The sequence below is a fragment of the Exiguobacterium sp. S22-S28 genome (assembly GCF_043359615.1).
Classification (GTDB): domain Bacteria; phylum Bacillota; class Bacilli; order Exiguobacteriales; family Exiguobacteriaceae; genus Exiguobacterium_A.
Map to the genome: position 1 here is coordinate 445,026 of NZ_JBHFFC010000026.1, position 20,512 is coordinate 465,537.

Consider the following 20,512-nt stretch of genomic DNA (forward strand, 5'->3'; position numbering starts at 1 on the left):
GTTATACTAGTGGCAGAAAATTTATAGAATGTTGGTGATGTAAGTGAAAATCGGAATTGATATTGATGGAACAATCACTCATCCTTCTTCGTGCTTTAACTATATGAACAAATATTTGGGGACATCGATTGATTTTGAGATGGCTTCCGAATACGAGCTTCATACCTATACAGACATGGAGCAAATCGAATTTTGGGAGTTCATGGTCAAGTCGGGTCACGAACTCGGTATTTATCGTGAATCGATCCCGCAAGAACTCGTCAAACAACATCTGTGGGCATTACGTAAACAGTATGATCTTCACTATGTGACGGCGCGATCAGAAATCGTTCGCCCTGTGACGGAAGAATGGATCAAACAGCACGAGCTCCCACTTGATTCACTCATCATGACCGGCTCACATGATAAAGTACAAGTCGTTCGGGATTTGTCGCTCGATTTGTTCATGGAGGACCGGCTTGAAAATGCGATTCAAATTGCGGAAGATACATCGATCCCCGTCATTTTGTTTGATGCACCGTACAATCGACGTCCCCTTCCTGAAAACATCGTCCGCGTGTCTTCTTGGGATGAGGCTGTTCAAACCATTCATAAATTTGCACCGATTCGTTAAAAACAGCCGTCACGGCTGTTTTTTTATTTTATCAAAATCAGCCGAGAATACTCCCACTTCTAAACGTTCAGGGTGAAACCCTAGTGCAAGTGGGAGATGAATCGTCTTCGGGTAAAGCGTGTCTTGCGACACGTCAATTGCCCGACACTCTTGGTTTGAAAGCAATTAACATCAGGAATAAAAAAAGAGTCATGTTCTTTGAAAACTGAAGATATAGGGTTGTGACAGGAAGTTCGTCTGTCACGTAAAATCTTCAACGTTCACCTTGCGGATGACCGAAGTAGCGAAAACCAAGCAGAGTAGGCATCCGCATAAAAGAAACGGACAAGATCAACGTTCAACCGTCGGGACGACGGGGTTAGCCTGATAAATTTTTGACCGCTCGGTTGAATAACTCAGGAATCTTCTACCTCTTAGCGAAGCGTAGGTGGAGGTAGTTCAATTGTATGTTTTGATTCGAGTATCGTACACTTGTAGAGGATTCCCATATTATCTCATTTCCAATATTTTTTTGAATGTGAAAGGACTTTATTATGCTGACGACTTTAAATATTTTTTTCCTTAATATCTGCATCATTTTTCTTATCTTGTCTTTCACCTTTTATTTATTACGTAACCGGCTTCCGATTCAGCAAGATTCGAAGCTTTCGACCCGATTGTATTTTGGTTTCGCTAATGGACTAACTGGGATTTTATTGATACATAATTCCATTATAATTAACGGTGCTTTCATCGATTTGCGCCTATTACCGCTCGCCTTATCTGCTTTATACGGCGGACCGATCAGCATCGTGACGACCGGCTTTTTGCTCATGTTTTACCGGATCGTCATCGATACAGGAGAATCGATGACAGCACTACAAACTTCGATTCTCACACTGATCAGTTTTGTCATTCTCGTTCTGCTTTGCACACGCTTTATTAAACAGAAAGCGGCTCTGTTTACTGTCATCGTCACGATTGGTTCCCTGCTTGTCTTGATTCGTATGTTGATGAGTGATACTGCATTTCAGGCCTGGCAATTGATTTTTGCTCCTTATTTTTTAATTACGATTCTTGCTTCACTTCTGTTTTATCACCTGTCCCGTATGTTGCAGGATCACTTCGTCCTGTATTCCTACCAATCGTATTTGGCGACAACCGATCAGCTGACACGATTGGCCAATCGTCATGTCATCATGGATAAAGTTGCGACGTTGGAACAGGAAAGAGCACCGTGGGGTGTGATTTTATTTGATTTAGACTATTTCAAGTCAGTCAACGACCAGTACGGTCATGCCGTCGGAGATGCGGTCTTACGTCACTTCTCTGTTTTATTGACACAAGAATGCCCGCAGGATACAACAGTCGGACGTTACGGCGGGGAAGAGTTCATTGCCATCTTACCCAATACTTTGCGTGTATCACCCGACCAATTAGCGGAACAAATTGTCGCAACAGTAATGAGGACACCGTTCGTCATGCAGGATCACGCACTTGAAATCACTGTCTCGGCGGGCGTCGCCTATGCCGGGCACCAATCCGCCAGTGTGGTCTTTAAACAGGCGGATACAGCCTTGTATGCCGCAAAGCAAAATGGACGGAATCAATCCTATGTCTATACCAGTTAAATCTCCTTCATGGGTATCAAAAGCTCCAAATACACAAACGGAAGCCGCATCATTCTGCCGCTTCCGTTTGTTTGGTTTTCAATAAACAAATGATTTCTTCCAGCTTAACGGGCTTTGCAAAAAAATAACCTTGGAATAAGTGAACACCAAGATTCTTCGCAATCCGGACTTCCTCTCCCGTCTCGACACCTTCAACGATACACTCGACATGCATCGACCGACTGAGTTGAAAAATGGATTCCAAGATGGACTGGCGTTTCTCAGACTCTTCAATCTGCTCGATGAACTGTTTAGGTACTTTCAACTGACGAAGCGGCAATAACCGTTCAAGCACATGGTAAGAAGCATGACCTGTTCCAAAATCATCCAATGAAACCGGAAAATCAAGGGTTTTGATCCGGCGTAGCGCTCTTAAAATCGGCTGACTCTCAAAATCAAGTGATTGACTTTCCGTAATCTCGATTTTAATTTGTTTTGGCTTGAGGGAATACTTTAGCAACATCCGTTCAATAAACGGCATGAAGGATTCGTGCGTCAGTTGGCGGGGTGACACGTTGACCGACAGGCTGAAATCATCCGGAACAAGATCAATCAGTTGTTTCCTCGTCTTACATCCTTCTTCAAAGATCCATTCCCCCAGACGAATGATCAAATCACTTTTTTCGGCAATGGGGATGAATACTGTTGGTCGACCAGCCCCTGGAATTTTACTGTTCCAACGTACGAGGGCTTCAAGACCCACAAAGCGATCCTGATCAGAGTCGTATTGCAACTGATAGACAAGATAAAAGTCGCGATTGACGTCCGCACGGGATAACGCTTTTGCTGCTTCAACTCGAAGCGCTTGTTCCGCCCTCCACTCCCGATTCAAACACATGACTTTTTCTGCGTTGCGGATACTTTCAGGAAATGCTGATGTAATCTGTTGGACCCGTTTCGTCACAGTAGCTTGATCAACGTCACCGTCATCTATGACGATGTATAAGTTGACGTAGATCTGATGCCGATCCACTTGGTAAGGTGCAGACATCTGATGGCTGAGCCGTTCCATCTCTTCTTGACACGAGACCCCCGGTGGTTTATCCATTACGACGACAAGTGTCCCGCCTTCGACACGAACCATTTCGTAGTAAGGCGGCAACAAATTATTTAAACGTTCGACACAATCAAATAATACCTTTTCTTGAATCTCCTCACCAAAATAACGGGCAAGCTCATAGTAATTTTCAAGCTGAACACCTACCAGTAAGAGGGATTGATGCTTTTCCGCCCCAAACCTTTCTTCTAGTCCATGCATATTCAAGAGTTGTGTCTGCGCATCATGTCGGGCGGCATGATGTAACTGGTCTGCCATCATTTGAAGGTGACGTAAATGACGAAGATGCAAATGATTGATGACAAAAGCGATGCAAATAGCAATCGCAATCATCCCCAGTCTCGCGTAATGGTCGGTCGGATCAATTTCGACCGTTACTTTCGTTGCCCGAAACATCACATACCCGTTCGTCGCGACGGTAATGACGACGGCATACCATATCATAATCCGGTCATAGGCAATCAATGCAATCATTAAAAATAAAAAGCAACTTGCCCAGACGGTAACTGCAGCATATGGTAAAAGACTGATGGACGTAATCGGAATCACTAAGAACATAATAGATAATAAATGCGATTGATAACGATTCGTCAAACGACTACGGCTAATCCATAAAGTCAAAAGACCTAATGCCAACAAAATCATAACGAGCGTCGTGCGACTTAAATAGGCACTCTGCATCGTTTCATCAGTCGTCATCCAAAAAATCAACGCTCCGGCACTCATGGAAAAAAATGAAAAGTTCCCAATCCACCGCTGTTGATTGCGGACCATCTCGTTTACTGTTTTAACGGGCATCTGTCTCCTCCTTTCTAAAAAATAAAGAGTCTTAGCCGAATTGGCGTCACTTTATCATACTCCGGCTCTTCTACAACTAGCAATTATTTCCTTTAAAAAAGAATAGACATTTTCTTCTATTCCGAAGAAACATGCCTATTCCTGAATTTTCTTTACTGATCATGAATCCGTCCCAGTTCATCAATCACGTCTGTCGCAAGAATACTGCTCGGATGAACATGTCGCTCCGCCTGTTTGGATGCTTTTGCATACCAAAAAACGCCGAGGGCAATCAACCGTTCCACCGACAAGTGTTTATAATGATCGGTTTGACCAAGCAAACTTGTGATTACACCGAACAGCGTGTCGCCACTGCCGCCTTTTGCTAGTCCGCTCGATGCACCATTTACTACGTAACCTCCACCATCCGGTGTAGCAACAAGAATTATATGCGCTTTTAGGACCACAATGACTTGATGTAAACTGGCATATTCACTCGCCTGACCAAATAAATCATCTTGAATTTCTAGAATCGTCCGCCCTGTCATCCTTGCAAATTCACCAATATGAGGAGTGACGACAATGGCAGCTTTTCGCTCCGGATATTCCTGTAAAATCAATGCCCCGGCATCAAGAACAACCGGAATATCCTGTTCCAACAAAAGGGCAATCCAATCAGAAATGGATTCGGATGTTACACCAGGACCTATCCCAGCGACACTCACTTGTTGCAGCACTCCTGTAATCGTTTCCGTCGTCTGGTTCAGTAGCATCGCCTCCGGTGCATTGATCATTAATCCTACTTGAGCAGTCGAAACCGTTGATACCTGAAGCTTTCCGATACCGGTTCTAAGAGCCGCACGTGCCGCCAGTTGAATCGATCCGGGCATTGTCTGGCTTCCACCAATCAACAATGCGGTACCGTATGTCCCTTTGTGTCCATACGGATCGCGTGCTAATAAAGGTGAAATGGATTCTGATAAGACTTCCCACTCCCCCAATGCAGGTAACCCCAGATCAATTTTTTCCAATTCTCCAAAAAACGGAGCAGTTTTAATTAAAAAAGCAGTCCGCTTATAAGCATGAAGTAAAAATGTCATATCCGCTTGCAAGGCCTGTCCCTTGAAATCAACCGTATGATCGGATGGTACACCACTCGGTACATCGACGGCATATAACTTCGCTCTCTGCCGTTGCTGTTCCTTGACCCAATCAAATACTTCCACCACTGCATCCAAGCGGGATATATCAACACCCGTCCCGAACAGTGCATCAACGATAACATCATACTGTCCACACATTGTCTCCGATACAAGTCCAAATGCTTCAGCATACCGTTGATGCAAACGGGCGGTTTCTGATTTAGCATCTCCGAAAGGTGCATGTAGCGTAACATCAAAGCCATCCCGGACCAACTCTCGTCCGATGACATATCCATCGCCGCCATTATTACCCGTCCCACAAAGAATGATTATTCGATCGTTGACACTGTGTCTGTCTTTGATGCGTTTCGCCACTTCACTCCCGGCCCGTTCCATCAATACTTCCAGTGGTAAACCGGACGTTTTTGCCCATTCATCGATTTTTCTTGCCTCCTGCGCATCATAAATCATCTCCATCACCTCTGTTCGTCTATTCCCGTTTTCATTCGTTTCATGCCAAAAAAACGACAGATTGAAATCTGCCGTTTACTCAAAATACTGCGTTCAAATAGAGGTTATTATTTTTGACACGCCGCACAGCGTCCGTAGATTTCAAATTTATGATCTTCGACTTCGAAGCCTGAATCTTTAATCGGAGCCACCCATTGCATCGGACAGACGTCCAGTGTTTCTGTTTTTCCACATGTCCGGCAAATCAGATGGTGGTGATGATGTCCCGATTGACACGCTGCCCGGTACTTCATTTCTCCATCCAACTCCGTTGTCTCTAAAATCTCGATTTCCGCAAAATCGTTTAAGTTCCGGTAAATCGTATCGTAGCTGAGTGACGGGTGTGACAACCGCAATTCCTCGGCCACTTCCCGTGCACTGACATACCGGTTGGCTTCAAACAGATATGCCAACAAATCCAGACGTTTTGGCGTCATTTTAAATCCGGACGCCTTCATCCGGTCACGCGCTTGTTCGATGTTTTTTTTCATGCGTTTTTCCTCCCATCCAAAACCGCTCGATGATCATGACGAGAATCAGTTCCATCACCGCCAACATGACAATCATGCCGCCCGGTGCCAAATCAAACTGATACGCAAGAATCAAGCCGGCAATCGTCGCCACTTCTCCAAAAACAATCGCATAAAAAATCGTTGCTTTAAAGCTTTTGGCGAATCGAAGGGCTGCCGCTACAGGTAACGTAATCAGACTTGAAACGAGTAAGATACCGACGACACGCATGCTGATCGCAATGACCAAAGCGACGACAATCATGAATAAAATATGGACCAGACGTAGTCGGATCCCGGAAACCCTGGCTTGTTCCTCGTCAAACGACAAAAAGAGCAACTCTTTATAAAACGCGATGACAAATAAAATGACGACGCCTGTCACGATGAAGATCGTGTAGACATCCGTCAGCGTGACCGCTGAGACTGTTCCAAACAAAAAGGATACGAGATCCATCGAAAAACCGTTGGCGAGACTAATGAAAATTGCTCCGAGACCCATTCCCGTCGCCATGATGATCGGAATCGCCAGTTCTTGAAAGTGTTTATATTTCGCTCGAAGCCAGTCAATCGTCAATGCTGCGATGACCGACGTCACGATTCCGAGATACAGGGGATTCAAGTCCGCGAGACTCGCGACCATCCCGGAAATCAACAAACTGAGTGCTATCCCAGCCAGCGTGACGTGTGACAAGGCATCCGCAATCAAACTCATTCGGCGGACGACAACAAAGGAACCGATCAACGGCGCCGTAAATCCAATCAATACTGCGGCCACAAGCGCGTACTGTAAAAACTTCAATGTCATGAATGCTTCAATCACTGGACAACCTCCCCTTGGTGGACGAGGACACGTCCCGGGACAGGATACAATGAACGAATCGTCTGTTCATCGAGTTCCCAATATTCCTTGATGCCGCAGTTACAACCGAGTCGTCCGTCAACCAAATGAATCACATCCGTCACGAGCTTACTGACGAAATGAATATCATGTGTAACGAGAACAAAGGTCCGTTTCTTGTCACGCCGTAATTCTTCGAGAATTTCATAAAATTCCTTCACATACCGCTGGTCAACTCCGACCGTCGGCTCATCCAGAATCATCAAATCTGGATCATTGACGAGCGCTCGTGCAATGAAGACCCGTTGTTGCTGCCCACCGGATAAATCACCGACCTTTGAATCCCGGCGATCCCACATGCCGACGGTTTCAAGAGCGATCTTGACCTTTTGACGATCCAGTTTCGTCACACGGCGAAACAGTCCTTTTTTCGCATACAGTCCCATCTCGACGACCTCTGCGACCGTAACAGGAAATCCTGAATTAAAGGAAGCTGCTTTTTGCGATACATAACTGATTCGCCACCAGTCACTGAATGCAGCTTGATCCTGACCGAACAGTCGAATCGTGCCCTTCGGTTTTAGTAGACCAAGCATACATTTGATCAACGTCGATTTTCCCGATCCATTTTCTCCGACAATCGCCAGAAACTGACCTTGCTGGACCTCAAAGCTCACTTCATTTAAAACACGTCGATCCGGGTAGTCATATGTCAGTTGTTTAATTTCGATAATTGGTTCAGTCATATCTAATCTCTCCTTCCGTCTCGTTTTAAAACGGAATAATTACGCCTTATCAACTGTCTTATTATAGCGCCCGCTCTATTCCCGTGCAACCAATGTAACTTTTTTATGAATCAGCAGTTTTTCAGACAGGTACAAGGTACAATATTATTATACAAGCTGCCGTTTTCAGAGTCTTTGATTCGGGAAAAGAGGCATGGAGTACTCAAAGGGGGCGGATTTGTTTTGAAAAATGAACTGGCAGTCATCGATATTGGATCCAACTCGATTCGATATGTTATTTTTCACCCGGTCGATTCCGGCCGATATATCGAAAAAATCAACGTCAAAGTTGTCGCTCGCCTGTCCGCACATATTGACGAGGACGGTGCACTGGATGCTGTCGGCATCCGGTTGCTCTGCGAAACATTGCAACGTTTTTATGAGATCGGCGTCACCCATTTCGTTGAAGAAACGATTTGTGTCGCGACCGCTGCGATTCGAAATGCTGGTAATCGAGAGGCTATCGTTCAGGCCGTCGAACAGGAAACACCCTTTACGGTGCGTGTGCTCTCTGATGAACAGGAAGCCTACTACGGTTATTTCGCCATCATCAATTCCACCTTCTTGACGGACGGGTATTCCGTCGATATCGGCGGAGGTTCGATGGAAGTGACTTTAATCGAAAACAGGGAAATGGTCGCTTACCACAGCTTCCCGTTTGGTGCCGTCACATTGACGCGACAATTCCAGTCCGGCGAAACGATGACTTCCGGTGAACAAAAAAAGCTGGTTAAATTCTTACGGGAACAATTCGATGAAATTCCTTGGCTGAAAGGTAAAAAACTACCTTTGATCGGGGTTGGTGGATCCGCACGAAATTTCGTTAGAATACATCAGTCGACACTGGATTATCCGTTACACGGCATCCATCAGTACCAAATCCGTTCAAAAGAGCTCGGACGATTGATTGATGAGCTGGAAGATAAGCCACCCAAACAGTTGGCTAAAATCGAAGGGTTGTCAAAAGACCGCGTTGATATCTTTTTACCGGCTTTGATTGCAATTCACGAACTGGCACTACATATTGAGGCTGATCAGTTCGTGATGAGTAATTACGGATTACGGGAAGGATTGGTTTACGAATACGATTTGCATGATCAAAGTCAACGACGCGTCGAAAATGTCCGGGAAGAAAGTCTGTATCAGTTGGAAAGTGATTATAAAGTAAACCGAGATCGGATGAACTATCTCGGGACGATTGCAAAATCCATCTACCGCCAGCTCGTCACACTCGATATCATACCTGAACGGGCAGCCGATTTACGGTTATTGGATTCCGCCAGCCGTCTGCTTTATTGCGGACAGTATATCAATCCGGATACGCGTTCCAATCAAACCTTTTACCTGCTGACGCATACCGACTTAAAAGGCATGACACATAAAGATCGTTTGGCACTGGCACTCGTCAGTTCGTATTCTTCTTCAAAACGCATGCAACAACTGCTAAAACCATTCAAAGATTGGTTCACCGAAAAATCGATTGAACGATTTGATTTACTCGGCTCCATTTTGAAATTGACCGAAGCACTTGACGTTACAGAACGTCGGGCTGTTGACAGTCTTGAGCTCGTTCTGGATAAAGATAAGAAAAATGTTCGAATCATTCTGGATACCGGTGATCATGATTACGGATTTGAAGTTGAAAAAGCCGAAAAACAAAAAAAACATTTGGAACGAATCATTGATCGATCGATTCAATTGGATACTAAAGGAGGCGGACTTACATGAAGATGGACTCCCCCGAATTTTTTAATAACCGGGAAATCAGCTGGTTACAGTTCAACGAACGTGTTTTAGGAGAAGTGACGGATACGCGAAACCCGTTAATGGAACGATTTAAATTTCTAGGCATATTTAGTTCTAATTTGGATGAATTTTATATGGTTCGCGTCGGTGGACTGAAAGACGAAGTTCTAGCCGGGTTCAATAAACCGGAAAACAAGCAACAACTCACACCGAAACAACAGTTGCGGGCAATCGCTGCAAAAACAAAAGAATTGGTCGATCAGCAGTACGAAGCGTTTAAGGAAGTAACCGCTGCTTTAAAAAAAGAAGGCGTCTCTTTCTTAAAACATGACGAATTAAACGAAGTACAGTCAGAGTACGTGAAGGCGTTTTTCCGCGAACAGGTTTTTCCGGTTTTGACGCCTGTCGCGGTCGATGCGTATCGTCCGTTTCCCATGTTATCCTCCAAATCATTGAACATCGCAACAGCCCTTGAAGCTGAAGATGGCTCAAAACGTAATTTAGCGTTGGTTCAAGTTCCCGCCGTCTTACCACGCTTCGTTGATTTACCGGTTGATGACGAGGAAACGACAGCGGTAATCTTACTCGAGGACGTCATCATTTCGTTTATCGACTCATTGTTTAAAGGCTACCGTGTTTTGTCCGCCATGCCGTTTCGCATCACCCGAAACGCAGATTTACCGTTTCATGAAGAAGGAACACATGACTTATTAAAGTTAATCGAAAAAGAATTGAAGAAACGCCGGTGGGGAGTAGGCATCCGACTCGAAATTCAAAAAAATGCCATCAATACGAACTTATTAAACATGTTGCGGGATGTTCTTGATTTACAGGACCGCGATATCTATGCTGTTGATGGTCCGATTGATTTGACGTTTGCTTTTGCTTTTTATAGTCAGATTGGTGTCGAATATGATCATTTGATTTATCAAACAATCATGCCAGTCGAACCTCCAGCACTTGAAAAGTCAAAAAATCTGTTTGATCAGATTTTACAACAGGATTATTTATTGCATCATCCTTACCATACGTTTGATCCTGTCGTACGCTTCATCGTTCAAGCCGCCAATGATCCAAATGTTCTTGCCATTAAACAGACCTTATACCGCGTCTCCGGCGACTCACCTATCATCAAGGCATTAAAAACAGCTGCTGAAAACGGCAAGCAGGTCACTGTGCTCGTTGAATTAAAAGCACGTTTTGATGAAGCGAAAAATATCGAATGGGCAAAACAACTCGAAAAAGTGGGGGCTCACGTTATTTATGGATACAGTGATTTGAAGACACACTCTAAAATCACACTGATTGTCCGACTTCAGGAAGGTCGAATTCAACGTTTCGTCCACTTGGGGACAGGCAACTATAATGATTCCACAGCAAAATTATATACGGACATCGGTTTGTTGACAGCACGTGAACAAATTGCCGAAGATGCGACAAACTTCTTTAACTGGTTGTCGGGCTACGGGGAACAGCCGCAATGGAATGCTATTCATACCTCACCGAATTCCATGCTTGAGAAATTCATCGATTTGATTGACGAAGAAATCAAGTACCATAAGAAACATGGAAATGGTCGGATTGTCGCCAAAATGAACAGCTTGACTGAAAAAGATATCATCCTGAAACTGTATCAAGCGTCTAAGGCGGGTATCCAGATCGAATTGATTGTTCGCGGCGTCTGTTGTCTGCGTCCGCAAATTAAAGACATCTCAGAGAATATTCGTGTCACGTCTGTCGTCGACCGTTACCTTGAGCACTCACGAATCTTTTACTTCCACCATAACGGGGATGATCTGATTTATTGTTCAAGTGCAGATTGGATGACCCGTAACATGCGAAAACGAATTGAAATCCTTTTCCCGATCATCGATGAAGATCAAAAAAACTACATTAAAGATTGTCTGGCGTTAACATTAGCGGATAACGTCAAAGCCCGTGAACAAGACGCAAAAGGAGTATACCATTACGTCACAAAAGGGAAACAATCCTGTGAATCACAAGTGTTGATCCAGCATTATACGAACGGAAAATTAAAGTCAAAACCAACGTTTGAGCGTCCGCTTGAACATAAATGGATTCCCGTCGAACGACCAGAAGAAAAAATCGTTTTTGATTCCGCTACTCTCAAAAAATAATCGTTGTTTAACGTCAGACATCTTCATATAATAAGCATGTAAGCGGTTTTTCGATACAGAAAGGACGAGACCTCATGCTTCAACAAATTTTATTATCCTTACTTGCCGGAATCATCTGTGGTGTGGTCTTTACCGCACTCAAGCTGCCGATTCCCGCCCCACCTGTTTTTCCGGCAATTGTCGGGATCTTCGGTGTATTTCTCGGAATGAAAGTGTTTTTATTCATTGCCGACCGTTGGCCGTTTTAACAGACCGTAAAAAAGCGTTTCTCTTCTCCAATCGGAAAAGAAAAACGCTTTTTTTATTTCTTTAGTGCTTCCGCAATGACTTTGTCCCAATTGACGTCATCACAAGCTGTTTGGCACGTCGGCTCCACTTCACACGTCGCACACTTTCCTTTTTTAGCTTTTTTCGTAAAGCGTACGAGTGAGAATCCAGCATAACCAAATACGAGCAAACCAATCAAGATATCAATCATATGCATCATGATTCCTCCTTTTTACGAAAATCCAAGTGCGTGTCCAGCCTGATAAATCAAGAATGAAATACCATATGCTACGAATAAACCGTAAAGACTCGCAATCCATGTCCATTTTGCGCTTCCAACTTCTCGTCGGATGACGGCTACAGTTGCGAGGCATGGGACATACAATAAGACAAACGCCATGAAACTGTAAGCGCTGAGTGGTGTGAACTGTCCGGATAACTGTCGTCCGAGTTCTGATTCATTGACGGCATAGATGATTGCCATCGTCGAGACGACCACTTCTTTCGCCAAGAATCCGGTAATCAAAGCAGCTCCAGCTTGCCATGTCCCAAATCCAAGCGGAATCAGTAACATAGCGATCACGCCACCAATCATGGCCAGGAAGCTATCGTTCATATTGACGTCAAAACCACCTGGTCCTGTATAAGCAAGCAACCAAATGATGACCGAACCTCCAAAAATGAATGTACCCGCTTTTCGGACAAAACCTTTTCCTTTTTGCCACGTGCTGCGCCATAGCGTCAAGCCTTGCGGAACCCGGTAAGGCGGTTGCTCAACTAAAAAGAGACTCGTCGCTTCTTCAGCAGCCAATACTTTTGAAAAAACTTTGGCGGCAAGCAGCGCCAAAACGATTCCTAATATATACAGCGACAAGACAATCATTGCCTGATTACTCGCAAAAAAACTGCCTGCAAACACAGCATAAATCGGCAAACGAGCCGAACAGGACATGAATGGAGAAATGAAGATCGTAACCAAACGCTCCCGCTCTTCTTCCACGGATCGTGCTGCCATAATTCCCGGAACATTACAGCCGAATCCAATGATCATCGGAATAAAGCTTTTACCGTTTAAGCCAACCATCTGCATAAACCGATCCATGACGATAGCGACACGCGCCATATAACCGGAGTCTTCGAGAAACGAGATAAAGAAAAACAGGACAAAGATTTGCGGGACGAAGACAAGTACGCCGCCCACCCCTGCGATCACTCCATCAATCAATAAATCTTGAATGAATCCTGATGCTCCCAGCTGGTTTAAAACAAAGACGACCGCTGTCGAAAGAGGACCTTCGATGAACGCTCCAAGTAAGTCAGATAACGGAGCACCAATCCAGTTAAACGTAACGTGGAACAGAGCATATAAAACGGCAAAAAAGATGGGTAATCCAAGAATCGGATGGGTCACGACCGCATCGATACGATCGGTCCATGTCTTCCGATCAGATTTTTCTTCCATCACAGCACTTGCCCGAATAGCGATCGCCCAGTTTCTCCGGCACTCCGTGATATGCGCATGGATGAATCGACCCAGCTCTTGTTCCAGTGCTTTTCGTACTTCAGTGATTCCTGGTGCCTTCCGTTCCAAATACTCGATGAAGACACGGTTACCGGCAAGATATTGGACTGCCATCCATCGTTCGTTTTCTTGCAGGTCAGCCTGCTCGATGATCATCGCAATCGCCTGTTCTGTTTCTTGACCATAGTTAATTTTTAGCGGTAGCTGCCGTTGAACCTGATCGGGAATCGATGCCAGTAATACTTCACAACCTTCTCCTGTACGGGCGACGATTGGAAATACGGGAACGCCAAGTGCTTGTGCCAGTGCATCCGCATCAATCGTCGTCCCACGATTCCGGGCAACGTCCATCATATTTAAACCGATTTGAATCGGCTTACCGATTTCCAACAGTTGTGCCGTCAATTGCAGATTTCGTTCGAGCTGCGAAGCATCGATGATGTTGATCATGCCATCAAAGGGCTCTTCCATCAAAAAACGAGCAACAACAGCTTCGTCTGCTGACAACGGGTCTAAATCGTATACTCCGGGCAAGTCAATCAGTTGCCCCCGATTCCCATGTAACTTTCCGACCTTCTTATCCACTGTTACACCAGACCAGTTTCCCACGTGGGCATATGAACCAGTTAATCGGTTGAATAAAGAAGTTTTTCCGGTATTCGGATTGCCGAGTAACGCAATGGTTGGAGTCATGGTACAAACACTCCAATCTTTTTGGCATCATTTTTTCGAATCGCAATCATTTGATGATGATCACGTTGTTCTATCGTCAACGGACCTTGAAAGCTTGCCCGTCGTCTGACAACAACTGGACAACCTTCATAAAAACCGAGAGCTAACAACCGTCTGCGCAGTCGATCTTCTATATGATTCAAATCAGTCATTACTACGGGTTTATCAATCGGAATCATTGCTAAATCAGTCATACATGCTCCTCCAGTTACTCCAATTTCACTGATAATAATTATCAGTCTTGATTATATCATGCAGATGACTTCAAAAAAAACAGCAAGTGTCTCAGGAAAAAGTTCTGAGACACTTACTGTTCCGTAATCGTTGGGTCAGACGTCGCGGCAATATCTTGAATGACTTCGATTTGCTGGTGTGCCAAGCGGTGGCAGTTTGGACAAAGCGTTTGAAACTGACCGTGATGATCATGCCATTCCAAAAGTGAAAAATTTGTTAATCCACATCTTTCGCATGTCTTTTTTAATGGTGCGGGATGATTACGTTCCCGAAAGCGTTCCATGCGACGCTTTTTTGCCTGCTCGATCGTTGCTACGTCTGATTCGAAATGTCCTGCCTGCCATGCTTCGACAATCCTTTGGCGATGCTTTGGATCCAATCGTCCCGAATTCATCTGTAAGCTTGACAGCGGTGAACCGAGTAACGGATGGCGTAAGTCAACACTGATTAAATCCAGACAGGCATAGATGCGTTCTTGTTCATCTGCCTCCTTCATCCAGTGGGGATCTGCTGGTCGTGTCGTATACTCGCTGAACAGTACTTCGGCGTATGCGACGATTCCATCCGGGGTCGCCAAGAACACTTCTTCCCCCTCCGCTAATTCCGCCGGTAAATAAAACGGTTCTTTCGTTTCGTAATACAAGACGACCGCTTGACGTAAGGCAAACTCCGATTCATCAATGACTAGTAGATGACACACGCGGCAGACACCTCTCTCGTTTAAATGGATGTACCAATCAGCGGTAAACGCCACTCGGCATCAAAATTTCCAGAGCGTAACATCGCAATTTCTTCTTGATACGGGGCAACTTTCTTTTTCGGATCCAGTCCAATGTAGGGTGTCTCAAGGATTTTAGGCAAATGTGCCAAATCCCGGTGGTGCACAATCCGATGAAGCGGATCAAAACCGATTTCACCGAATCCAATGTTCTCATGACGGTCTTTTTTGGCTCCGCGGACGTTTTTGGAGTCATTGACATGAATGACACCGAGACGATCCAAACCGACAATCCGGTCAAACCGTTCCAAAACGCCATCCAAGTCATGGACCAAATCATAACCAGCATCATGGACGTGACACGTGTCCAAACAAACGGATAGACGATCGTTATGGATTACACCCGCGATGATTTCCGCAATCTCTTCAAACGTTTTTCCAATCTCCGATCCTTTACCGGCCATTGTCTCGAGAGCAATCTTAACCTGTTCATCACCGGTCAAGACCTCATTGAGTCCTTCGATGATTCGTTTAATTCCGACTTCTTCCCCGGCGCCGACATGCGCTCCTGGATGAAGAACAATATGCTTGGCTTTTTCGAGTGCTTCCGCACGGCGAATTTCTTCACCTAAAAATGAAACAGCCAGTTCGAACGTTTCCGGCTTCGTCGTATTGCCTAAATTGATGATATACGGCGCATGAACGACGATTTCTTCGATTCCATTTGCCTCCATGTGTAACAAAGCTTCTGGAATCCGTAAATCAGAAATCGGTTTTCGTCTTGTATTTTGGGGAGCACCCGTATAGACCATCATCGTCGTCGCTCCGTAGGACGCTGCTTCCTCACTTGCACCAAGCAACATCTTTTTTCCCGATAAGGACACATGTGAACCAATTTTCATTCTGTCTCTCCACCCTTCTTCTCACTACTAGTGTACCAAACACGAAAAAACAAAGTCCACGATGGATCGCGTGAACTTTGTTGAGAGAAATCCGTTTCGGTATCAAACCACAAATTCCTTATTTCGATTTACTTGCATTTGCTTTACGCTCAGCACGCCCGATTCCACGCTGTTCTTTGATTCGTTCGCGTTTCGCTGTTTCTTTCAACTTATACTGGTGTTTCTTTTTATAACCTGGTTTAACACGTTTTTTCGCTTTAGCCGCTTCACCTGATAGTCGACTGTGAGCTGTTTTCGAAACTGCCGTCTTCATGTGTGGTTTCGCGCGACGGCGTTCTTTGACTTCGCTGACTTGACCACTTTTGACATCCACGTTGATGAATGCAATGCCACGATCCTCGAGACGGTTGATGGAACCATTCTCGTGATCTTCAAACAATGTGTAGGCCAATCCGTCTTGATCGACACGACCCGTCCGACCGACACGGTGAACATAAAAGTCGAGATCTTTCGGAATCCCGTGGTTGATGACGTGGGAGACACCTGAAATATCGATACCGCGTGCAGCAAGATCCGTTACGATGACATACTGATATTTGGCTTCATTGATTTCTTTAATGGCTTGTTTCCGACGACGGGCCGGCAAGTCACCGTGAAGCGAACCGACGTTTAGTCCCGCTTCAAGGAAGAGAGCTTCGAGTTCGATGGCTTCTGTTTTCGTATTCGTAAAGACAAGACAGATATACGGGTTGAGGGCTTTCGCCAGCTTCAACGTCAAATCAGAACGATCGCGGTGTTTGACCGGAACCGTATGGTGTACGATTTTTTTCGCCGTCTGTTGTTTTGGATCCACATGCGCATAACGTGGATTGTTCATATATTTTTTCAAGAACGGTTGTAATTTTTCAGGAATCGTTGCAGAGAACACCATCATCTGTAACTTCTCAGGAAGCGCTTGAGCAATCCGGTCAACTTCCGGCAAGAATCCCATATCGAGCATTTGATCCGCTTCATCGATGATGTAATGTTTCACGAAATGCGGTTTCAATGCTTGTTCTTTAAAGAGATCCAAGATACGTCCAGGTGTTCCAATCACGATTTGTGGTGAGACTTTGACACGTCCGATTTGACGTTCACGATCCATTCCACCTGTGATCAGACTCGTCTTGATATAGTCCGGTTGTTTGACGAGGATTGATTTCAATTCCTCGTGAATCTGCCAAGCGAGTTCACGCGTCGGCGCAACGATGATGGCTTGCATTTCTTGAAGTTCCGGATTGACATTTTGAACGATCGGCAGGAGGAACGATAACGTTTTCCCAGTCCCTGTCTGTGATTGTCCGATGATATCCCGCCCTTTGAGCGCTGCAGGAATAATCCGGGATTGAATATCGGTTGGTTTTTTAATACGTGCGTCTTCGAGTGCTTCGACGACGAACGGGTGCAAATCAAAATGGCTGAATCCATTCATATTTGTCACCATCCTTTCTGTTTCTTTAACAATTAAAAGCGAATCGTCCGCCTTCACCATCTATTTCTTTAGTTCAACATGGGTATTGGTCTACTACCGTCATACAAATATGAATACGTATAGAATCGATCGGGAATTTTTTTGTTTTTCGTATGAAGCTTCAACGCGCTGAAGGCGACTTCCATCATCTCTTCAGCGGACTGGACGACCGTCGCGTCCATCGATTTCATGTCAACAGCTTCTAATATAGCACGATTCCCATCGATTCCGACAACTATTTTTCCGGAAATGTTTGCTTTTTTCAATGCTTCAAGCACGCCCATCGCAATATCGTCATTGTGACAGTAGACCGCATCAAAGGCGATCCCGGAATCAATGACCTGCCGCATGACACGTTCCGATGTCACCGGATCATAGTTTCCGCTGGCGGACGCGACGACCGACAGGCTTGCCTCATTTTCAATTCCGTTTACAAATCCACGATGGCGTTCATTTGTCGTATAAACATTTGCTGTGCCTGTAATCTCGACGATTCGTCCTGTGGACTGACCGGTACGTTTAATTAATTCGTTTTTTATATAAGAAGCCAGTTGTTCCCCGATCAACTGATTATTAGATGTCACAGAACTGACGACTGCATCGGACCGAATCATCCGATCAATCGCAAAGACGGGAATTCCGGCTCTTTTGGCTTCTTCGATCGCACTGCCGATATAGACATCGTCAAGTGTTGTAATGAAAATGGCATCCACTTTCAGTTGAATGAACTCGCGGATCTGCTCGCGTTCACTGATTCGTGAATTTTGTGACGTCGCTACCAGCGCTTCATACTTATTTGCTTTCGCTTGTTCTTTAAACGCATTGATCAGACGCTGTGCGAATTCATGTTTGTCATTAACGATCGTGAAGGCAACAACGTTTTGTTTCGGACTCGTCTCTGTTTGAACAAACATATTAGAAATGATGAGAACAGATGAAATCCAAACGATCAAGACGAACAGCCAGGACTTATTGAATCTCATGCTTTTTCCTCCCGTCTCGGGAAAAACAATTGAATCGTTGTTCCGACACCGACCTTACTGTCGACTTCGATACGCCCATTGTGCTGACGGATTACTTGACTCGACATAAATAACCCTAAGCCGTTTCCATCCATTTTTGATGTATTGAACGCTTGACCAATCAAACTGATTTGTTCTTCATTCATTCCAACTCCGTTGTCTTGAACGATAAACACAAATTGATCCGGATAGATATGCAGATGTACGTGACAAATCCCATCTGCTCCTTTCGATTCAACAGCATCCAGCGCGTTACCGATACAATTCGACAACACCTGTAATAAGCCGGCTTCAGATGCATAGAGTTGCGGCATGTGTGCGGGCGTGTATATTTTACAATCCGCCTTATACAGATGTGATTTTGATTCAAGAATGAACGTCAGTTTTTCCATCATTTTTTTCATATCAATCTGTGCCATCACTAGTAATGCTTTATCATTTTTAGGTAAATCAAGCATCGTCTGAATTAATTGATTGGCCCGGTCGAGTTCAGATAAGGCTGTCTCAATCATATCCGGATCGTTTTCCTTGTTTTCTGACAGCAGTTGTAATGCCATCTTGACCGGTGTCAATGGATTTCGAATCTCGTGGGCAATTCCTGCCGCCAGTTGTCCGAGAGATGCCAGTTTTTCTTGATGCAGGATGACTTGTTGCTGACTTAATTGTTCGACTCGGGAATGCTCCATTCGTTGGGCATATTCGTTGTATGCTGAAATCAATGTCTTGACTTCGTTGGAACCAGAACGTTCCAATGAAATGGGTTGTGGCGTCGTACTTTTTTCGATTTTTTGAACAAGCTCAAGCAATGGTGCTGTCAATTGACGCGACATTAAATAACCGACAATCAGACTAAGAACTAACGTCAATGCCGCAATGACGAGATATTGTTGACGTGTTGTATAAACAGGCTCATAAAAGACACTCCGCGGAGTTCTGACCAATATTTTCCAATCTGTCACTTTTAGATCCCGGGCAAAGTAGTACATATCTTTATTTGTACTAAAAATCTCATACGGTTTATTACTCTCAAAAGCACGGTCGACAACACTTCTCGTCAATAAACGCTCTTTATCCGTCACAAGGTTTCTTGATGTCGCAAGCGGCTCTCCCTGACTGTTAAAAAGGTACGCCATCGTATCATCGTCAAATGACTCCAATGAGTTACGAAATACGACGGAGTTCATTAAACTAAGTCCTCCACCAAATACGCCGACCCGCTCATTTCCGTTCCGAACAGAGACATACATATAACTTAAAGAGTCGTTTTCTATGTCGTACCGTTCGCTCATATGAAAATCTGTACTCGTTAACGCTTGCAGAAACGCATCATCTTGTCGAATCAGCGAATTTTCGACCCGACGATCTTCACTCGAGAACCAAGTAATCTTGTCCGTCTTCCGATCGTAATAAAAGAAACTTTTAAAACCGGTATCGATATCAAGTAAATTTGAATCTCGGATCGCCTGATCCAGATTTTTCATATTCGTCACATTAAGTTGTAAACCCATAATTTTTTCGTGTAGATTTCCGACACTGTCACGGAGCGCATTGCTTGATACTTCAACACTTTTCTCACTTTGCTTTTCCGTTTGTTGTTCGACCCGGGAAATCGTGACACGATCCGCTGTAAAGGCTAATGCCGAGATGACAAGACAAATGAGAATAAATAAAACAGCCGTGATTTGGAAAAAATAGGACCGCATCATCTTTTTCGCCTCCATCTTTTCACCTCTCCTTCATTTATTGGCAACTCAAACAGTATATCATGTTATCTGCTTCAGGCAGACTCCTCTATTTTCATTCAGCTGAAATCAATGGTACACTCTAAATAATCATTC

18 protein-coding genes are annotated in these 20,512 nt (G+C 44.6%); 5 read left to right on the forward strand and 13 right to left on the reverse strand.

Annotation, left to right across the window (positions count from 1 at the left end):
• Window positions 1-43: 43 nt before the first annotated feature.
• Together ACHA8N_RS08925 and ACHA8N_RS08930 are read left to right on the forward strand one after the other, a co-directional pair.
• Entirely contained in the window at window positions 44-613 is a 570-nt protein-coding gene (locus ACHA8N_RS08925) for a 5' nucleotidase, NT5C type (protein WP_081776048.1), read from the forward strand.
• 533 nt (window positions 614-1,146) lie between these two features.
• The gene (locus tag ACHA8N_RS08930; protein ID WP_393965466.1) at window positions 1,147-2,223 is read left to right on the forward strand and encodes a GGDEF domain-containing protein; all 1,077 of its coding nucleotides are present in this window, start codon (window positions 1,147-1,149) and stop codon (window positions 2,221-2,223) included.
• Between the two features lie 49 nt (window positions 2,224-2,272).
• Here the strand turns inward: ACHA8N_RS08930 and ACHA8N_RS08935 are convergent, their stop codons facing one another.
• From ACHA8N_RS08935 to ACHA8N_RS08955, 5 genes are all read right to left on the reverse strand, one after another.
• The gene (locus tag ACHA8N_RS08935; protein ID WP_393965467.1) at window positions 2,273-4,117 is read right to left on the reverse strand and encodes a GGDEF domain-containing phosphodiesterase; all 1,845 of its coding nucleotides are present in this window, start codon (window positions 4,115-4,117) and stop codon (window positions 2,273-2,275) included.
• 152 nt (window positions 4,118-4,269) lie between these two features.
• Window positions 4,270-5,715 (reverse strand): NAD(P)H-hydrate dehydratase, encoded by a 1,446-nt coding sequence (locus ACHA8N_RS08940; protein WP_393965468.1) that lies wholly within the window; start codon window positions 5,713-5,715, stop codon window positions 4,270-4,272.
• Window positions 5,716-5,816: 101 nt separating this feature from the next.
• Window positions 5,817-6,239, reverse strand: a complete 423-nt coding sequence (locus ACHA8N_RS08945) for a Fur family transcriptional regulator (protein WP_393965469.1) — start codon at window positions 6,237-6,239, stop codon at window positions 5,817-5,819.
• Window positions 6,211-7,080, reverse strand: coding sequence for a metal ABC transporter permease (locus ACHA8N_RS08950; protein WP_147511864.1), 870 nt, complete (start codon window positions 7,078-7,080; stop codon window positions 6,211-6,213). The genes ACHA8N_RS08945 and ACHA8N_RS08950 overlap by 29 nt, the downstream gene beginning before the upstream one ends.
• A complete protein-coding gene (locus ACHA8N_RS08955) occupies window positions 7,077-7,844 on the reverse strand; it encodes a metal ABC transporter ATP-binding protein (protein WP_393965470.1) in 768 nt (255 codons plus the stop codon). The genes ACHA8N_RS08950 and ACHA8N_RS08955 overlap by 4 nt, the downstream gene beginning before the upstream one ends.
• 222 nt (window positions 7,845-8,066) lie before the next feature.
• On the opposite strand from ACHA8N_RS08955, the gene ACHA8N_RS08960 reads away from it, so the two are divergent.
• The 3 genes from ACHA8N_RS08960 (at window position 8,067) to ACHA8N_RS08970 (ending at window position 12,015) form a co-directional block, all read left to right on the forward strand.
• Window positions 8,067-9,611 (forward strand): Ppx/GppA phosphatase family protein, encoded by a 1,545-nt coding sequence (locus tag ACHA8N_RS08960; RefSeq protein WP_393965471.1) that lies wholly within the window; start codon window positions 8,067-8,069, stop codon window positions 9,609-9,611.
• A complete protein-coding gene (locus ACHA8N_RS08965; protein WP_393965472.1) occupies window positions 9,608-11,767 on the forward strand; it encodes an RNA degradosome polyphosphate kinase in 2,160 nt (719 codons plus the stop codon). The genes ACHA8N_RS08960 and ACHA8N_RS08965 overlap by 4 nt, the downstream gene beginning before the upstream one ends.
• 74 nt (window positions 11,768-11,841) lie before the next feature.
• The gene (locus tag ACHA8N_RS08970; RefSeq protein WP_071498528.1) at window positions 11,842-12,015 is read left to right on the forward strand and encodes a XapX domain-containing protein; all 174 of its coding nucleotides are present in this window, start codon (window positions 11,842-11,844) and stop codon (window positions 12,013-12,015) included.
• Window positions 12,016-12,068: 53 nt separating this feature from the next.
• Here the strand turns inward: ACHA8N_RS08970 and ACHA8N_RS08975 are convergent, their stop codons facing one another.
• From ACHA8N_RS08975 to ACHA8N_RS09010, 8 genes are all read right to left on the reverse strand, one after another.
• Window positions 12,069-12,251 (reverse strand): FeoB-associated Cys-rich membrane protein, encoded by a 183-nt coding sequence (locus ACHA8N_RS08975; protein ID WP_147511868.1) that lies wholly within the window; start codon window positions 12,249-12,251, stop codon window positions 12,069-12,071.
• 15 nt (window positions 12,252-12,266) lie between these two features.
• Window positions 12,267-14,249 carry a ferrous iron transport protein B gene (gene feoB, locus ACHA8N_RS08980; protein WP_393965473.1) on the reverse strand — a complete coding sequence of 661 codons (1,983 nt, stop codon included), beginning with the start codon at window positions 14,247-14,249 and terminating at the stop codon, window positions 12,267-12,269.
• A complete protein-coding gene (locus tag ACHA8N_RS08985; protein WP_147511870.1) occupies window positions 14,246-14,482 on the reverse strand; it encodes a FeoA family protein in 237 nt (78 codons plus the stop codon). Before ACHA8N_RS08985 ends, feoB begins: the two co-directional genes overlap by 4 nt.
• Before the next feature lie 113 nt (window positions 14,483-14,595).
• A complete protein-coding gene (locus ACHA8N_RS08990) occupies window positions 14,596-15,222 on the reverse strand; it encodes an HNH endonuclease (protein WP_147511871.1) in 627 nt (208 codons plus the stop codon).
• 20 nt (window positions 15,223-15,242) lie between these two features.
• On the reverse strand, window positions 15,243-16,142 hold the full coding sequence (locus tag ACHA8N_RS08995) for a deoxyribonuclease IV (protein WP_393965474.1): 900 nt from the start codon (window positions 16,140-16,142) through the stop codon (window positions 15,243-15,245).
• A gap of 118 nt (window positions 16,143-16,260) precedes the next feature.
• Window positions 16,261-17,613, reverse strand: coding sequence for a DEAD/DEAH box helicase (locus ACHA8N_RS09000; RefSeq protein ID WP_147511873.1), 1,353 nt, complete (start codon window positions 17,611-17,613; stop codon window positions 16,261-16,263).
• A 68-nt stretch (window positions 17,614-17,681) separates the two neighbouring features.
• Complete coding sequence (locus ACHA8N_RS09005; protein ID WP_147511874.1) at window positions 17,682-18,635, reverse strand: sugar ABC transporter substrate-binding protein; 954 nt, start codon at window positions 18,633-18,635, stop codon at window positions 17,682-17,684.
• Window positions 18,632-20,380, reverse strand: coding sequence for an ATP-binding protein (locus ACHA8N_RS09010; protein ID WP_393965475.1), 1,749 nt, complete (start codon window positions 20,378-20,380; stop codon window positions 18,632-18,634). The genes ACHA8N_RS09005 and ACHA8N_RS09010 overlap by 4 nt, the downstream gene beginning before the upstream one ends.
• Between the last annotated feature and the right edge of the window lie 132 nt (window positions 20,381-20,512).

What these genes read in the sequence shown, in the direction of transcription:
- ACHA8N_RS08975 (WP_147511868.1), bottom strand. Translation starts at nt 12,251, where the DNA reads ATGCATATGATTGATATCTTGATTGGTTTGCTCGTATTTGGTTATGCT.
- ACHA8N_RS08940 (WP_393965468.1), bottom strand. Translation starts at nt 5,715, where the DNA reads ATGGAGATGATTTATGATGCGCAGGAGGCAAGAAAAATCGATGAATGG.
- ACHA8N_RS08935 (WP_393965467.1), bottom strand. Translation starts at nt 4,117, where the DNA reads ATGCCCGTTAAAACAGTAAACGAGATGGTCCGCAATCAACAGCGGTGG.
- ACHA8N_RS09010 (WP_393965475.1), bottom strand. Translation starts at nt 20,380, where the DNA reads ATGATGCGGTCCTATTTTTTCCAAATCACGGCTGTTTTATTTATTCTC.
- ACHA8N_RS08970 (WP_071498528.1), top strand. Translation starts at nt 11,842, where the DNA reads ATGCTTCAACAAATTTTATTATCCTTACTTGCCGGAATCATCTGTGGT.
- ACHA8N_RS09005 (WP_147511874.1), bottom strand. Translation starts at nt 18,635, where the DNA reads ATGAGATTCAATAAGTCCTGGCTGTTCGTCTTGATCGTTTGGATTTCA.
- feoB (WP_393965473.1), bottom strand. Translation starts at nt 14,249, where the DNA reads ATGACTCCAACCATTGCGTTACTCGGCAATCCGAATACCGGAAAAACT.
- ACHA8N_RS08985 (WP_147511870.1), bottom strand. Translation starts at nt 14,482, where the DNA reads ATGACTGATTTAGCAATGATTCCGATTGATAAACCCGTAGTAATGACT.
- ACHA8N_RS08930 (WP_393965466.1), top strand. Translation starts at nt 1,147, where the DNA reads ATGCTGACGACTTTAAATATTTTTTTCCTTAATATCTGCATCATTTTT.
- ACHA8N_RS08945 (WP_393965469.1), bottom strand. Translation starts at nt 6,239, where the DNA reads ATGAAAAAAAACATCGAACAAGCGCGTGACCGGATGAAGGCGTCCGGA.
- ACHA8N_RS08965 (WP_393965472.1), top strand. Translation starts at nt 9,608, where the DNA reads ATGAAGATGGACTCCCCCGAATTTTTTAATAACCGGGAAATCAGCTGG.
- ACHA8N_RS08995 (WP_393965474.1), bottom strand. Translation starts at nt 16,142, where the DNA reads ATGAAAATTGGTTCACATGTGTCCTTATCGGGAAAAAAGATGTTGCTT.
- ACHA8N_RS09000 (WP_147511873.1), bottom strand. Translation starts at nt 17,613, where the DNA reads ATGAATGGATTCAGCCATTTTGATTTGCACCCGTTCGTCGTCGAAGCA.
- ACHA8N_RS08955 (WP_393965470.1), bottom strand. Translation starts at nt 7,844, where the DNA reads ATGACTGAACCAATTATCGAAATTAAACAACTGACATATGACTACCCG.